The sequence below is a fragment of the Novosphingobium sp. Leaf2 genome, from assembly GCF_001421325.1.
Classification (GTDB): domain Bacteria; phylum Pseudomonadota; class Alphaproteobacteria; order Sphingomonadales; family Sphingomonadaceae; genus Novosphingobium.
The window spans coordinates 72,080-87,236 of record NZ_LMJY01000022.1; the positions used below are offsets into that span (position 1 = coordinate 72,080).

Annotated in this window: 13 protein-coding genes; 7 read left to right on the forward strand and 6 right to left on the reverse strand. The window is 64.3% G+C overall.

Features of this window, described 5'->3' with window-relative positions:
• Positions 1-9: 9 nt before the first annotated feature.
• Together ASE49_RS17235 and gyrA are read right to left on the reverse strand one after the other, a co-directional pair.
• Entirely contained in the window at positions 10-363 is a 354-nt protein-coding gene (locus ASE49_RS17235) for a DUF952 domain-containing protein (protein ID WP_056775483.1), read from the reverse strand.
• Positions 360-3,113: a DNA gyrase subunit A gene (gene gyrA / locus ASE49_RS17240; RefSeq protein WP_056775486.1), complete on the reverse strand. Its 2,754-nt coding sequence runs from the start codon at positions 3,111-3,113 to the stop codon at positions 360-362. Before gyrA ends, ASE49_RS17235 begins: the two co-directional genes overlap by 4 nt.
• Before the next feature lie 309 nt (positions 3,114-3,422).
• On the opposite strand from gyrA, the gene ASE49_RS17245 reads away from it, so the two are divergent.
• The gene (locus ASE49_RS17245) at positions 3,423-4,766 is read left to right on the forward strand and encodes a hypothetical protein (RefSeq protein ID WP_056775491.1); all 1,344 of its coding nucleotides are present in this window, start codon (positions 3,423-3,425) and stop codon (positions 4,764-4,766) included.
• 71 nt (positions 4,767-4,837) lie between these two features.
• Here the strand turns inward: ASE49_RS17245 and ASE49_RS17250 are convergent, their stop codons facing one another.
• Complete coding sequence (locus ASE49_RS17250; RefSeq protein ID WP_056775493.1) at positions 4,838-5,479, reverse strand: carbonic anhydrase; 642 nt, start codon at positions 5,477-5,479, stop codon at positions 4,838-4,840.
• 91 nt (positions 5,480-5,570) lie between these two features.
• On the opposite strand from ASE49_RS17250, the gene lipA reads away from it, so the two are divergent.
• Positions 5,571-6,518, forward strand: a complete 948-nt coding sequence (gene lipA, locus ASE49_RS17255; RefSeq protein ID WP_056775496.1) for a lipoyl synthase — start codon at positions 5,571-5,573, stop codon at positions 6,516-6,518.
• Position 6,519: 1 nt separating this feature from the next.
• Complete coding sequence (locus tag ASE49_RS17260) at positions 6,520-6,966, forward strand: type II toxin-antitoxin system RatA family toxin (protein WP_056775499.1); 447 nt, start codon at positions 6,520-6,522, stop codon at positions 6,964-6,966.
• Between the two features lie 20 nt (positions 6,967-6,986).
• On the opposite strand, the gene ASE49_RS17265 is transcribed toward ASE49_RS17260, so the two are convergent.
• Genes ASE49_RS17265 through ASE49_RS17275 form a run of 3 tightly spaced genes read right to left on the reverse strand, consistent with a single transcriptional unit; the run spans position 6,987 to position 9,204 of the window.
• Positions 6,987-7,487 (reverse strand): CinA family protein, encoded by a 501-nt coding sequence (locus ASE49_RS17265; protein WP_056775502.1) that lies wholly within the window; start codon positions 7,485-7,487, stop codon positions 6,987-6,989.
• Between the two features lie 8 nt (positions 7,488-7,495).
• Positions 7,496-8,023, reverse strand: coding sequence for a hypothetical protein (locus ASE49_RS17270; RefSeq protein WP_056775504.1), 528 nt, complete (start codon positions 8,021-8,023; stop codon positions 7,496-7,498).
• A 26-nt stretch (positions 8,024-8,049) separates the two neighbouring features.
• Entirely contained in the window at positions 8,050-9,204 is a 1,155-nt protein-coding gene (locus tag ASE49_RS17275) for a bifunctional 2-C-methyl-D-erythritol 4-phosphate cytidylyltransferase/2-C-methyl-D-erythritol 2,4-cyclodiphosphate synthase (RefSeq protein ID WP_056775506.1), read from the reverse strand.
• 80 nt (positions 9,205-9,284) lie between these two features.
• Between ASE49_RS17275 and dusB the strand changes: the two genes are divergently transcribed.
• The 4 genes from dusB (at position 9,285) to ASE49_RS17295 (ending at position 15,153) form a co-directional block, all read left to right on the forward strand.
• The gene (gene dusB / locus ASE49_RS17280; RefSeq protein ID WP_056775510.1) at positions 9,285-10,316 is read left to right on the forward strand and encodes a tRNA dihydrouridine synthase DusB; all 1,032 of its coding nucleotides are present in this window, start codon (positions 9,285-9,287) and stop codon (positions 10,314-10,316) included.
• Positions 10,313-11,434: a two-component system sensor histidine kinase NtrB gene (locus ASE49_RS17285; RefSeq protein ID WP_056775513.1), complete on the forward strand. Its 1,122-nt coding sequence runs from the start codon at positions 10,313-10,315 to the stop codon at positions 11,432-11,434. The genes dusB and ASE49_RS17285 overlap by 4 nt, the downstream gene beginning before the upstream one ends.
• On the forward strand, positions 11,431-12,843 hold the full coding sequence (locus ASE49_RS17290; protein ID WP_056775515.1) for a sigma-54-dependent transcriptional regulator: 1,413 nt from the start codon (positions 11,431-11,433) through the stop codon (positions 12,841-12,843). Before ASE49_RS17285 ends, ASE49_RS17290 begins: the two co-directional genes overlap by 4 nt.
• Positions 12,844-12,954: 111 nt before the next feature.
• Positions 12,955-15,153, forward strand: coding sequence for a sensor histidine kinase (locus tag ASE49_RS17295; RefSeq protein ID WP_056775517.1), 2,199 nt, complete (start codon positions 12,955-12,957; stop codon positions 15,151-15,153).
• Positions 15,154-15,157 lie beyond the last annotated feature (4 nt).

A 15,157-nucleotide genomic window follows, 5' to 3' on the forward strand; every position in this document is an offset into this window, starting at 1 on the left:
AGCGCGCCTTTATCCCGCGACCGGCAGTAACAGCGTAGTGTCCGCATGGTATTCCACCGGACCGTACGCGATGACGGCGGATAGCGGCAGGTCCGCATAGACGTGGGGGAACAGCGCCCCGCCGCGCGAGACTTCCCATTTCACCGCCGCACCAAGCGCCGCAAGATCGATCGCGGCAAGGTGCAGGTTGTCCTGCCCGGCGAAATGCTTGTCCAGCGTGGCTTGCACCTGATCGGCAGTGGACAAGTGGACGTAGCCGTCCGCCACGTCCACTGGCGCGCCGGCGAAAGCCCCTTCGGCGAGCAGCCGGGCCAGTTGCTCGCCGGTCAGGATCTTGTAGGCGACGAGTGGCCGGTCGGTCATTCGCCAGTATCCGGGGTGTCGGCCTCTGGCGCTTCCACCTCGACAGCCACGGCAACATCCGCAGCGTCGATTTCGGGCTCCTCGTCGAGCCGCACGGCGCTGACCACGTGTTCGTTGTTGGCAACGCTGAACAGGCGCACGCCCGCCGATCCACGCCCGATCACGCGCAGGGACGATAGCGGCAGGCGGATGAGCTTGGCCTGGTCGGTGACCAGCATGAGCTGCTGCGCGCGGGTGGCCGGGAAGCTAGCAACAACCGGCCCGTTGCGGCCGATGTTGTCGATATTGGTGATGCCCTGGCCGCCGCGCCCGGTGCGTCGGTATTCGTACGCGGACGAGAGCTTGCCATAGCCGTTGGCGCAGACCGTCAGGATGAACTGCTCGCGCTCGGCCAGCTCTGCCATGCGATCGCCGGGAAGCGAGGGATCGCCCTCCTTCTCACCCTTCCAGGGCGCAAAACGCAGGTACTGCTCGCGCTCGTCAGCGTCGGTGCCCACGCGGTGCAGAATCGAGAGCGAGATCACCTCGTCCCCGTCCTTCAAGGTCATGCCGCGCACACCGGTGGAGGTGCGGCTGGTGAACTCACGCACGTCGTCACCGGCAAAGCGGATCGCCTTGCCCTGGCGGGTGGCGAGTAGCACATCATCGCCGCCATCGAGCAGGGCGACGCCGATCAGGTGGTCATCGCTGCCATCGTCGAAGCGCATGGCGAACTTGCCGTTGCTGGGCACGTTGGCGAACGAATCCATCGCGTTGCGACGCACGTTGCCCTTGGCGGTGGCGAACACCACCGACAGGTCGCTCCACGTCGTCTCGTCTTCGGGCAGGGCGAGCACGGTCTGGATCGTCTCGTCCTTGTCCAGCGCGGGCAGGAGGTTGACGATCGGGCGACCGCGCGTGGTCGGCCCGCCCTCGGGTAGCTTGTAGACCTTTAGACGATAGACCTTGCCGGCAGTGGAGAAGAACAGCACCGGATTGTGGGTGGACGTGACGAACATCGTCGTCACCGCGTCTTCTTCCTTGGTCGCCATGCCGGCGCGGCCCTTGCCACCTCGGTTCTGCGCGCGGAAGGTGGAGAGCGGGGTGCGCTTGATGTAGCCGTCCATCGTGACGGTGACGACCATGTCCTCCCGCTCGATCAGGTCCTCGTCGTCGATGCCATCGAACGCGGCGACGATTTCGGACAGGCGCGGGGTGGCGTAGGCATCGCGTACGGCCTGCAGTTCTTCGCGCATGACCGTGAACAGCTTCACCCGATCCGCCAGGATCGACAGGTATTCCTCGATCGCGACGGCGAGTTGCTTGAGTTCGTCGCCGATCTCGTCACGGCCCAGAGCGGTCAGGCGATGCAGGCGCAGGTCGAGGATGGCCTTCACCTGCACTTCGGACAAGCGATAGATGCCGCCCGCTGCTTCCGCCTCGGGCTCGATCGCCTCGACCAGGCGAATGTACTGCGCGATGTCGCCGATCGGCCATTCCTTGGCCAGCAGCCGCGCACGCGCCTCGCCGGGGTTGGAGGCGCCGCGGATGATGCGCACCACCTCGTCCATGTTCGAGACGGCGACGACGAGGCCGAGCAGGATATGGGCCCGGTCTCGCGCCTTGTTCAGTTCAAACTTGGTGCGCCGGGTGATGACCTGTTCGCGAAACTGGATGAACGCCTGCAGAATATCGCGCAGGGCCATGATTTCCGGGCGGCCGCCCCGGATCGCCAGCATGTTGGCCGGGAAATTGGATTGCGCCGGGGTGCTGCGCCACAGTTGGTTGAGCACCACTTCAGGCGAGGCATCGCGCTTGAGGTCGATGACGACGCGCACGCCTTCGCGGCTGGATTCGTCGCGAATGTCGGAGACGCCTTCGATCCGCTTGTCCTTCGCGGCCTCGGCGATCTTTTCCACCAGGCCGTTCTTGCCGACCTGGAAGGGCATCGAAGTCAGCACGATAGAGCGATAGCCGCTGCGTGAACCGCGTCCTTCCTCCACATGCGAGCGGCAGCGCTGGATGATCGAGCCGCGCCCGGTCAGCGCGGCGCTGCGCGCGCCGCTTTGCCCCAGGATGAGCGGTGCGGTGGGAAAATCCGGACCGGGAATGATCTCGAACAATTCTTCCGACGTGATCGCGGGATTGTCCATCATGGCAAAGCAGCCGTCGATCACCTCGCCCAGGTTGTGAGGCGGGATGTTGGTGGCCATGCCAACAGCGATGCCGCCCGCGCCGTTGACGAGAATGTTGGGGAAGCGCGCGGGCAGCACGGTCGGCTCGCGGCGCGAACCATCGTAGTTGTCCGCAAAATCGACGGTATCCTTGTCGAGATCGTCGAGCAGGGAATTGGCCACGCGGGCCAGACGCGCTTCGGTGTAGCGCATGGACGCTGGCGGATCGGGGTCCATCGAGCCGAAGTTGCCCTGACCATCGATTAGGGGAACGCGCAGCGACCAGTCCTGCGTCATGCGGGCCAGCGCATCGTAGATCGCGCTGTCGCCGTGCGGGTGATAATTGCCCATCACGTCGCCGACGATCTTGGCGGACTTGCGATAGGGCCGGCCAGCCACGAAGCCGCCTTCCTGGCTGGCGTAGAGAATGCGGCGATGCACCGGCTTCAGCCCATCGCGCACGTCAGGCAGCGCGCGGCTGACGATCACGCTCATCGCGTAATCGAGATAGCTGGTCTTCATCTCGTCGACGATGTCGATCCGGGTGTATTCGCCCTCGGGGCCGATCGGCTTGATATCGCTGGTGTCGTCGCTCACGCGGTTCGTGTCGCTTTTTCTACGGAAAAGGAAGGATGGACTGCCCTAGGACATGCCGCCGCGAAAGGCCACCGGAACCGTGCCCGGGCACCTTCGCTATGCGCCCTTTTCCACATTTACGGATCACAGGTCCGGTCGGGAACCTGAATGCATGCGGTGAATTGCGTTCAATGCGCGTTAAGTGGCGCAAAGCAATCTTTAGGGCGAGGTTGCCAAGGGTTCAAATCCCCGTCAAACCGGCGTCCGTTTTTGTTTCCTGGGGTCCCGCGCAGTTGCGGGACTTTGTGTGTCTTGAGAGGAGATGCCGTAATGGCTCGCAAATTCCTTGTTTCCCGTATCGCCCTTGCCGTGGCGCTGTCCAGCGGTCTGGCGGTCGTCGCCACCCCTGCCATGGCCGCCAAGAAGGAAAAGGCTGCAGCTGGCGGCGCGTATTCCCCCGCGTTCGTGAAGGTTGCCGGACCGATCGAAAAGGCGATGACCGAAGCCACCGCAAAGCTGCCGCCCAAGGCGACCGATGCCGATCGCGCCGCCGCAAAGCAGACCTTCGATGCGGCCGTCGGCGGCGATGCCAAGGCCACGTTCACCGCTGCGGAAGCCGCGGCAAGCACGCCTGACGACAAGAGCGCCCTGGGCTCGTTCATGCGCAACTACGGCATTTTGTCTAACGATCTGGCTTTCAAGCAGCGCGGCAATCAGATGATGCTGGACAGCGGCAAGCTGACCGCCGCCAATGTTGGCGCGGTCAACTACGATGCCGGCCTTACCGCGTATCAGCTGAAGGATTTCGCCAACGCGGCGAAGTATCTCAAGGCAGCCAAGGACGCCGCCTATGTCGATTCGACGGGGCAACTCGATGCCGTGCTTGCGGATGCATACAAGCGTTCGGGTAACGCCGGCGCTGCCATGCAGATGACTAAGGACGAAATCACTGCGGCACAGGCCAGGGGCACGGCGCCTTCGGAAACGGCGCTGCGCAACGCGCTGCAGGAAGCGTACAGCGCCAAGCAGCTGGCCCCGTCGACCGAATATGCCGCGATGCTGGCGCAGTACTATCCCTCGACCTGGAACACTTCCATCGCAGTCGTACGCCAGCTGTCATCGCTGCCGCGTGACCAGAACCTCGACCTCATGCGCCTGATGTTCCTGACCGGTGCGATGAAGGACAAGCAGGACTATCTGGAATATCTCGACAACGTGGATCCGCGCGCGTTCCCGGGTGAGGCGACCAAGGTCACCAACGACGGTATTGCCAAGGGCAAGCTGAGCGCGTCCGACGTGCCGGACAAGGCCAATACCGAAAGCCGCGTCGCGAGCGACAAGGCTTCGCTGGCCTCGACCGAGCGTGATGCGAACAAGCCGGGCGCCACCGGCGCGACGGTGGTTGGCGCTGGCGACGTGTTCCTGAGCTACGACCAGCCGGCCAAGGCCGAGGCATTCTACACCAAGGCCATGTCGATGCCCGGCGTCGACGCAAACAAGGTGGCGCTGCGGCTTGGCATGGCGCAGGCGATGCAGGGCAAGTACGCCGATGCCGAGGCGAACTTCGCCAAAGTCAACGGCACCCGCCAGCCGGTGGCCAAGCTGTGGTCGGCCTATGCCAAGAGCAAGTCCGCCCCGGCTGCCGCCGCTGCGCCGGCTGCACCCGCCAACTGACCGCTTTCAGTGCGATAAGCAATGATCGGGGCGACGGGAAACCGTCGCCCCTTTTGTTTCACGCGCGTGTTTTAGGAAACAGGCGCAAACTCGCCGCTGGCGTCGTTCAGCAGATGCAGCACGCCATCGGAAATGGCGAAGAACGCCCCGCGCAAAGTGAGGTCTCCGCTGGCGACCTTGCTGCGCACGCACGGGAAGGTCATCAGGTTTTCCAGGCTGACCTTGACGGCGGCGAGTTCCATCGCCCGTTCCGCATCGCGGCCAGTGGTGCCGTGTTCATGGGCTACGGGCTTGCGAGCATCGTCCAGCATCGAAATCCAGTCAGCGATAAAACCGCCCTGGCCCGGTTCCGTGCCTTTCAGGTCCTGCGTCAAGGCAGCCTTGCAGCCGCCGCACAGACCGTGGCCCATAACCACGATTTCCTTCACCTTGAGAACCTGCACCGCAAACTCCAGCGCCGCGGAAACACCGTGAAGGCCGGGCGTGGTTTCGAAAGGCGGCACCAGCGCGGCCACGTTGCGCACCACGAAGATCGTGCCCGGATCGACGTCGAAGATCTGGGTTGGGTCGACGCGGCTGTCCGAGCAGGCGATGACCATCACTTGCGGTTCCTGGCCTTGGCCCAACTGCGCCCAGCGTTCGCGATGCGGGGTCCACCCGGTGTTGCGAAACCGGCGGTAGCCATCAAGCAGGGTATCAAGCACGTCTGTCATGGTCAGGTCCTTCTACGCGGGAAGATGCGTCATTCCCTTAATCGGGATATTCGTGCTGGCAAGGTGGCGTTGGTGTGACTATCTGGGCGTCATGAACGATCTGTCTTCCGTGCCCGCACCAGAGGGCACGCCAGCCCGCCAGCGCAAGCCCGACTGGATTCGCGTCAAGGCGCCTACCAGCAAGGGCTATGGCGAGACGCGCCAGTTGATGCGCGATCTCAAGCTCAACACTGTGTGTGAGGAAGCCGCATGTCCCAACATCGGCGAGTGCTGGACCAAGAAGCACGCCACGGTGATGATCTTGGGCGATACCTGCACGCGGGCCTGTGCGTTCTGCAACGTCAAGACCGGCATGCCCGGGCGGGTCGACCCGGCAGAGCCTGCCAACGTTGCCGAACTGGCGCTGAAGACCGGGCTGGAACACATCGTCATCACCTCGGTGGACCGGGACGACCTGCCGGACGGCGGCGCCTCGCAATTCGTCAAGGTGATCGAGGAATTGCGCAAGGCGACGCCTGCCACCACGATCGAGATCCTGACGCCGGACTTTCGCAACAAGATGCAGCGCGCGGTCGAAGCGATCGTTGCGGCCCGGCCTGACGTTTACAACCACAACCTCGAAACCGTGCCCCGCCTGTATCCCACCATTCGTCCCGGTGCGCGCTATTACGCATCGCTGCGGCTGCTTGAGGAAGTGAAGCGCCACGATCCGTCGATCTTCACCAAGTCCGGCATCATGCTGGGGCTGGGGGAGGAACGCCTGGAAGTGCACCAGGTCATGGACGACATGCGCTGCGCGGATATCGATTTCCTGACGATGGGCCAGTATCTGCGTCCCACCCCCAAGCATGCCGAGGTGAAGGAATTCGTCACCCCGCAGGCCTTCAAGGCCTATGGTGCCATCGCGCGCGCCAAGGGGTTCCTGCAGGTTGCCTCTTCGCCGCTGACCCGTTCCAGCTACCATGCCGGAGACGATTTTGCGCAGATGCGCGCGGCGCGTGAAGCGTTGCTCGCCCGAAAGCAGCACGCCAAGGTCTGACATGCCGGGTATCCACGAAACGCGCCGCCTGCCATACAGCGCGGAACAGATGTTCGACCTCGTCGCCGATGTCGGCCGGTATCAGGAGTTTCTGCCCTGGGTTGTCGCTACCCGGGTAAAGTCCGATGACGGCCACGAAATGATCGCCGACATGCTCGTGGGCTTCAAGGCGCTGCGCGAAAAGTTCACCTCGCGCGTCGAAAAGACCCGGCCTTCGGAAATCCGGGTGGCCTACGTCGATGGACCGATGCGCGACCTCGACAATCGCTGGACCTTCCATCCGGTAGACGCGCATAGCTGCGATATCGAATTCGACGTGAAGTTCACCTTCCGCAACGTATTGTTCGAGCGGCTTGCGGGCCAGTATTTTGACAAGGCTTTCCGCAAGATGGTGGCCGCGTTTGAAACGCGCGCGTCGGAATTATATGGGACCGCGCCGGCTGGCTAAGCGGCGTGGACCGGCGAACGTCAGGGCAGCAGCAGTTCCAGGGCGATGATCGCCGCCTGATGGCGGATTTCGGAGCGCGTACGACCGTCCAGCAATTTCTGCTCGGCCTGGACCACGTCTTGCCCGCGCAGGGCGCACGCGAATACCACCGTCCCTACCGGCTTCAGTTCCGTGCCGCCATCGGGCCCGGCGATACCGCTGATCGCGACCGCAATATCGGCGCGGCTGTGCTTGATCGCGCCTTGCGCCATGCCCCAAGCCGTGGCGGCGGACACTGCACCGAACGAATCGATCAGGTCCGGGTGAACGCCCAGCATTTCCTGCTTGGCTTCGTTTGAGTAGGTCACGAAACCGCGATCCAGCACCGCCGAGGAGCCGGGAATTTCTGTGAGCGCAGCACACACCAGCCCGCCGGTACAGCTTTCCGCCAGCGCCACGGTGCGCCCGATAGCCTTGTTTTCGGCGATGACTCGCCCGGCGAGCGCCGCCAGGTCTTCGGGAAACGACATGTCGGTGGCCATGGTGATCCTCAATCCTGGCAAAGGGTGATCTTGCCGAACCGGGGGTCGGCGGAGCCCGCCACATCCAGTGTGAGCGCGATAAGGCCGGCGGTGTTTTCTGGGGGAAGGGGGGACAGAAGGTCGATCGCAAGGTCCAGTGACTTGCACGAGCGCACGGCGATCCGCTGCGAGACGAAACCTTCCACGAAAACGTCCGCGATCTGGCGCAGCGATTCGTCGGGCAGGGACGCCATCGTGCGGGCCGATCCGGCATCCTGCGCTGCCAGGGTGCGCAACAGAGCGGGCTTGGCGCGCGGCCAGTAGCGATCCTTTTGCCCCGCATAGCGCGCAGCCAGCGCGGGTCCGCGCGTGCGCAGGAATGCGGTCGCTGGCAAAGATGCGGCACAGCGCTTGGCGGTGCCGTTGATCGCTTGGGGCAGCGCGTAAGCCACCAGCGACGTGGCTTCCGCCTTGGTCAGGCAGACGGGCTCGGCAGCCATCGCCGCTGTGGGCAAAAGCGCGAAGACGAAAGCGGTGGCTTGTGAAAATGCACGCATAGATAAAGCTCCTTGCCGCACGCTTGTCAGGTGAGAACGAGGCTTACGGCGGCCTGCGCCGCGATCCCCTCGGCGCGGCCGGTGAAGCCCAGCCTCTCGGTAGTCGTTGCCTTGACGCTGATGCTGGCGATGTCAACGCCCAGGATCTGGGCCAGGCGCGCGCGCATGGCTTCGCGGTGCGGGCCGATCTTCGGCGCCTCGCAGATGATCGTAACGTCCGCGTTCGCCAGCGCATAGCCGGCCTGCGCCACCAGCATGGCTGCATGCGCCAGAAAACGGTCGGACGCGGCGCCTTTCCATTGGGGATCACTGGGCGGGAAATGCTGGCCGATGTCGCCGGCACCGATCGCGCCGAGCAGCGCATCCACCAGCGCATGAATCGCCACATCAGCGTCGCTATGGCCGGACAGGCCGTGCGTGTGGGCGATGCGAACCCCGCACAGCCACAACACCTCGCCTGCTTCGAGCCGATGGACGTCATAACCAGTGCCGATCCGGATGGGCGGCCGGGCAGGGGCGAAATCGGCGGCATAGGTCAGCTTGTGCAAGGTTTCGTCCCCTTCGACGAGCGCGACGTCCATGCCCGCAGCCTGCGCGACCTGCGCGTCGTCCCCGGCATTGCTGGCACTTTGCCACGCGCGATGCGCGGCAAGGATGGGCGCGAACCGAAAAGCTTGCGGGGTCTGCACCCGCCGCAGGTCTTCGCGCCGGGCGGGCTGGCCCATTAAGGCGCCCGACGCATGTGCAAGACTGTCGACGACCGCCAGCACCGGTATGGCCGCTGCGTAATCGTCCAGCGCGCGATGCAACCTTGCGATGACGGCGGCGGGTATTAAGGGCCGCGCGGCGTCATGGATCAACACGCGCTCCGGCGCATCGGCGGCGAGCGCCTCCAGCCCGAGCCGCACGGACTCCTGACGGCTTGCGCCCCCTACCGTCAATCGCACGGCGATGCCGGCTAGCGCCTCTCGGGCCAGTCCTTCCGAACCTTCGGGAATGACCACCAGGATCGGATCGCAGCCAGCCGCCGCCAGCGCCTCTGCGGAATGGCGGACCACCGGCTTGCCGCGCCACAGTGCAAACTGTTTGGGCACCGCCTGCCCGGCGCGCAGGCCTTGCCCAGCAGCGACGATAAGCGCGGCGGTCGCCGGATTTGTGGGCTTTGACACGATTTGCGACATGCGACAGGCCGGTAATCGCTTGCCGAGCCAAGGGCAATCCACTATGCGCTGCCTGTTTTTTAGGCAGTATTGACGCAACCATGGCATCACTACCCACCCCGCCGGCCTTGAAGCCCATCCATGTCGGTCCCGTTACGATCGATTGTCCGGTCATCCTGGCGCCGATGACGGGCGTGTCGGACCTGCCGTTCCGGCGGATGGTGCGCGGCTTCGGTTCGGGCCTGAACGTCACCGAGATGATCGCCAGCCCCGCTGCCATCCGCGAAACGCGCGTATCGCTGCAGAAGGCGATGTGGGATCAGATGGAAGATCCCGTCTCGATGCAACTGGTGGGCTGCGAGCCTGACCAGATGGCCGAAGCGGCCAAGTTGGTGGAAGATCGGGGCGCTGCGATCATTGACATCAACATGGGCTGTCCGGTGCGCAAGGTCGTCAACGGCGATGCAGGCTCGGCGTTGATGCGGCAGATCCCGCTCGCCACCCGGCTGATCGAGGCGACGGTAAAGGCGGTAAAGGTGCCCGTCACCGTCAAGATGCGCATGGGCTGGTGCCACGATAGCCTGAACGCGCCGGAACTTGCTCGCATCGCGCAGGATCTGGGCGCGCAGATGATTACCGTCCACGGCCGCACCCGCAACCAGATGTACAAGGGCGAGGCGGACTGGGCGTTCGTGCGCAGCGTCAAGGATGCGGTATCGATCCCGGTCATCGTCAACGGCGACATCTGCACGGTGGACGATGCCGCCCAGGCGCTTGAACAATCGGGCGCGGACGGGGTGATGATCGGGCGCGGATCGTACGGCCGACCCTGGTTTCTGGCGCAGGTCATGCAGTGGTGGCGCGGCCAACCGGTGGCCGCCGATCCCACCATTGCCGAGCAGTACGCCATCATTCGCCGTCACTATGAGGATATGCTGGCGCATTACGGCGCGGATACGGGGGTGCGCATGGCGCGCAAGCACTTGGGCTGGTACATCAAGGGCGTTCGCGGGTCGGCGGAATTCCGCAACAAGGTGAACTTCATTTCCGATCCTGACGAGGTGCTGCGCCAGCTTGCGGAATTCTATGCCCCCTATTGCGACACCCGCGGCGGGCAGCTGCAGGCGGCATGAACTCCCCGGTCGCGGCTGACATTCCGGATGCGTCGCGGCTGCTGGCCAGCCTGCCCAATGCGGTGATATTGCTGGAATCGGGCCGCACCATCGCGGCGCTCAACCAGGCCGCCGAGCAGTTCTTCGGACAATCCGCCCGGCGCATGACCGGCAAGCGCCTGCGCGACATTCTGGCGATTTCCGATCCGCGCCTGCTGGAGCGCCTGTCGCACTCCGACACCCCGGTGTCCGCGCGCGAAGTCGTCGTTCAGATCAAGGGCATGGGCGTGCGGCGGATCGACATCAACGTCGCGCCGGTGGCCGACGCGCCGGGCTGGCAAGTGGTGACCATCCATGACAACAGCGCCACCGACGCGCTTGGCGACGACGCGGGAGGGCCGGACAACGCCGTGCTGCGCGGCCCCGAGATCATGGCCCACGAGATCAAGAATCCGCTGGCCGGCATTCGCGGCGCGGCGCAGCTGCTGGGCCGTAAGGTGGACGCGCGAGACCGCGCGCTGACCGACCTTATCACTGGCGAGGTGGACCGCATCGCTGCGCTGATCGAGCGCATGCAAAAGCTGAGCGGACGCACTACGCCCCCGGTCGAGCCGTGCAACCTGCACCAGGCTGCGCGGCGGGCGATCGACGTGCTGGATGCCGCCAATGGCGGAAATGGCCGCCGCTTCAAGCTGATCGAGGAATTCGACCCCTCGCTGCCGCCAGTGCTGGGCAGCCCGGACGGGCTGGTGCAGGTGATGATCAACCTGTTGTCCAACGCAGTGGAAGCGTCGCAAGAGGCGCGCGATCCGCGCGTGGTGATCCGCACCCGCTTTGCCAGCGGTCTCCAGTTGCAGACCGGCGACGACGGCGCGCCGCTGCGCCTGCCGATCGAAGTGCGCGTCAGCGACAATGGGCCGGGGATCGATCCGGGGATGCGCGACCATATTTTCGAGCCCTTCGTGACCAGTAAGAAGGCCGGTCAGGGCCTTGGGTTGCCGCTGGTACGCAAGCTGGTGCGCGACATGAAGGGGCGGATCACACATGAGCGCAACGACGATACGGGCATGACGCACTTTCGCATTCACCTGCCGCTGGCCCCGCAGCCGCGCCCACGCGCGAAGAAAGTGTCGATATGACAGGTGTACTGCTGGTCGAGGACGATATGTCCATCGCCATCGTCATCACCGCGGCGCTGGAGCATGAAGGTTTTGCGGTAACCCACTGCACGTCGATCGCGCAGCGCGACCGGGAGCTGGAAAGCCGCAGTTTTTCGGCGCTGGTCACCGATGTGATGCTGCCCGACGGCGACGGGATCGAGACGATCGGGCGGGTGCGTACGCGTCATCCCGCTATGCCGATCGTGATCCTGTCAGCGCAAAACACCCTAGATACAGCGGTGCGGGCGACGGACACCGGGGCGTTCGAATACTTCCCAAAACCTTTCGACATCGACGAACTGGCCCGCACCGTGCGGCAAGCAGCCGGCGCTACGCAGGACGCGGGCGCAGACGGCGGCGAACCGCTGGGGCAGGGGCTGCCGCTGGTCGGGCGCAGCGCGGCGATGCAGTCGGTCTTCCGCATGATCACCCGTGTGCTGCGCAACGACCTTACAGTGCTGATCCTGGGCGAATCCGGCACCGGCAAGGAACTGGTGGCAGAAGCGATCCATCAGCTAGGGCATCGCCAGGCAGGGGCGTTCATCGCCGTAAACACGGCCGCAATTCCTGCCGAGCTGATCGAAAGCGAGCTGTTCGGTCACGAAAAGGGCGCCTTTACCGGTGCGGTCGCGCGCCATGTCGGCAAGTTCGAGCAGGCGGCAGGTGGCACCCTGTTCCTTGACGAGATCGGCGACATGCCGATGCAGGCGCAGACCCGGCTGCTGCGCGCGCTGCAATCGGGTACGGTGCGCCGGGTGGGTGGACGCGACGAGATCCGGCTCGATACCCGCATCATCGCGGCCACCAACAAGGATCTGGAGCCCGAAATCGCTGCGGGCCGGTTCCGCGAAGATCTATATTATCGGCTCAACGTGGTGCCCATCCACATGCCACCGCTGCGTGACCGACCCGATGATATCGACGCGTTGGCCCGCCATTTCCTGCAGCACGCGGCTAACGAAGGGCTTCCAAGGCGCCGCTTGACCCGCGAAGGCTCCGATCTTCTGGCGGCGCAACCGTGGCGGGGGAACGTGCGCGAACTCAAGAATTTCATTTACCGGCTGGCGCTGCTGGCGCGCGAGGACGTGATAGACGTCGATACCATCACCCCGCTCCTGACAACCGACACCCAGGCAAATGCCGACGGCGCACCCGGCGACATTGCGGGCGCGGTAGCGCACTGGCTTGCCACGCACAGACCGGCCAACGGCACCATCTACGACAGCGCGATGGCTGCGTTCGAGCGCCCGCTGTTTGCCGAAGTTTTGCGCGATACCGCCGGCAATCAACTGCGCGCCGCGCAGGCGCTGGGGATAAATCGCAACACCTTGCGCAAGCGCTTGGGCGAACTTGCGCTCGATCCCGAAGACTTCGCTCGTCGTTCATAGACGTGCGCTCGTGGATTTCCTCTTGCAGCATAGCCACAGTGCTGTGGTAGAGACGCAACGATGATGGATGGCGTGGTTCGAAAGCGGGTATGGCCACGCTGGTGGCGGCGGATGCAGCTTGCTGCGCGCCGTGCGAACTTTTTCGCGGTCATGGCGGTCGTTTCGGTGGCGGCTTTCGTCATCATGTCAGCGATCACGGTGGTGGCGCTGACCTCCAGCGGTAATCGTGGCGAGCTGTTGCCCTCCAACGTCACCGCAAGCCTGCTGGTTGGCACGCTGGTTCCGGCGATGTCGATCCTGGTGTTGCTGGGTCGCCACATCGCGTTGCGACGCGCGGCCGAAACGATCGGCGGAACCGGCCAGATGCACGTGCGGCTGGTGTTCTTCTTCTCCGTGATTTCGGCGATTCCCACGCTGCTGGTGGTGGTATTCGCATCCTGGCTGTTCCAGTCCGGTGTGGAGTTCTGGTTCTCCGACAGTTCGCGCGGCCTTCTGGAAAACGCCAACAAGCTGGCGCGCGGATACTACGAGCAGACCTTGCGCGACGTCGGCTACGAATCCGTAGCGATGGCCCAGAATTCGGCAGAATATCTCGCCGCTTATCCAGTCGCCAGCCGCGAATTTCAGGCGTTCCTGTCGTATCAGGTGGTGCGCCGCAACCTCAGCGTCGCGGCGATCATCCAGGTCGACGGCAAGGGCAATCAGCGCACGCCGATTATCGTCGACCCGGACGGCAAATCCGAAAACAACCGCATCAGTCGCGAAGTGTTGACTCGGCTTGGTGAGGGCGAGCCCTATGTCGCCACCGCCAAGGACAATCGCATCGTATCAGCCGCGCCGATCGATCGATCGTCCGGTGTCTACCTGCTGGTCATCCGAAGTTCCGACCTGCTGTCGCTGGGGCAGGGGCAGCGTGCGGAAAACATCGTCCAGGCCTATGAAGTTCTGACCAGCCGGGCGCGGGTGCTGCAGTTGCGCTTCAATGTGGCGCTGTTCGTGGCATCTCTGGCGCTGGTCGGCCTGGCGGTGTGGTTCGCGCTGCGGTTTGCCGACCGACAGGTGGCGCCGCTTTATGAGCTGGTCGACGCTGCACGCAGTGTGGGCGCAGGCAATTACGCCCTGCGCATCGAAGGGCGCACCGGTTCCGACGAGATCGGCCTGCTCAACCGCGCGTTCAACCGCATGACAGCGCAGATCGACAAGCAGACGCAGGCGCTGTTGGGCGCCAACGCACAGCTGCACGAACGCAGCGCCTTCATCGAAGCGGTGCTGGGTTCGGTGACTTCCGGCATCATCTCGCTCGACGCGCAGGGGCGCATCCTGCTGATGAACAGCACAGCACAAAAGCTGCTCACCGACCGGCGCGAAAGCCCGCCCGAAGGTCTGCCGATCGCAGACCTCGCACCGGCCATCGCCGTCATGCTGGAACAAGGCTCGGCCGGGGGGATCGTCCAGTACAATCGCGGCAACGATCTGCTCACGCTTGCGGTCAAGACCAGTCGCGACGCCACCGGCCACGTCATCACGTTTGAGGACATCACGCGCCAGTTGCTCGATCAGCGCACCGCTGCCTGGTCCGACGTCGCCCGGCGCATCGCCCATGAAATCAAGAACCCGCTCACTCCGATCCAGCTCGCGACCGAGCGCCTCAGCCGTCGCTATCTCAAGCAGATCACCGACAATCCGGAGTTGTTCCAGGACCTCACCCGCACGATCATTCGGCAGGTGGGTGAACTTCGCAAGATGGTGGATGAATTCTCTTCGTTCGCGCGTCTGCCCAAGCCGGTGTTTCGCGCCGAAGACCCGGTTTCACTCACCCGCCAGGCGCTGTTTCTGCAGGAAGTGGCGCGCCCTGACATCGCCTTCAGCTTTGCCAGCGACACGGATGTGGAGATGATCGACTGCGATCGCCATCAGTTCGGCCAGGCCATGACCAACGTCCTCAAGAACGCGGTCGAGGCCATCGAAGCCAAGGCCAAGGAGGCTGAATCGCGCGGCGAGAGCGCCCCTGAATATCGCGGGGCAATCCACGTCGAGGTGCGTGAGGACGACCGCGCGATCCTGGTGTCGGTGAGGGACAACGGCATCGGCCTGTCGCAGGACAAGGAGCGGTTGATCGAACCATATGTCACCACGCGCGAAAAAGGCACCGGCCTTGGCCTGGCGATAGTCAACAAGATCATCGAGGAACACGGCGGCGAGATGACGTTCACGCCCGCGCAAGGTGGCGGCACCACAGTGACGATGCGCTTCGCTCACAATCCCATGAGCAACGAGGCACAAACGCGCAAACCCGAAGCGGCACAATGATCGC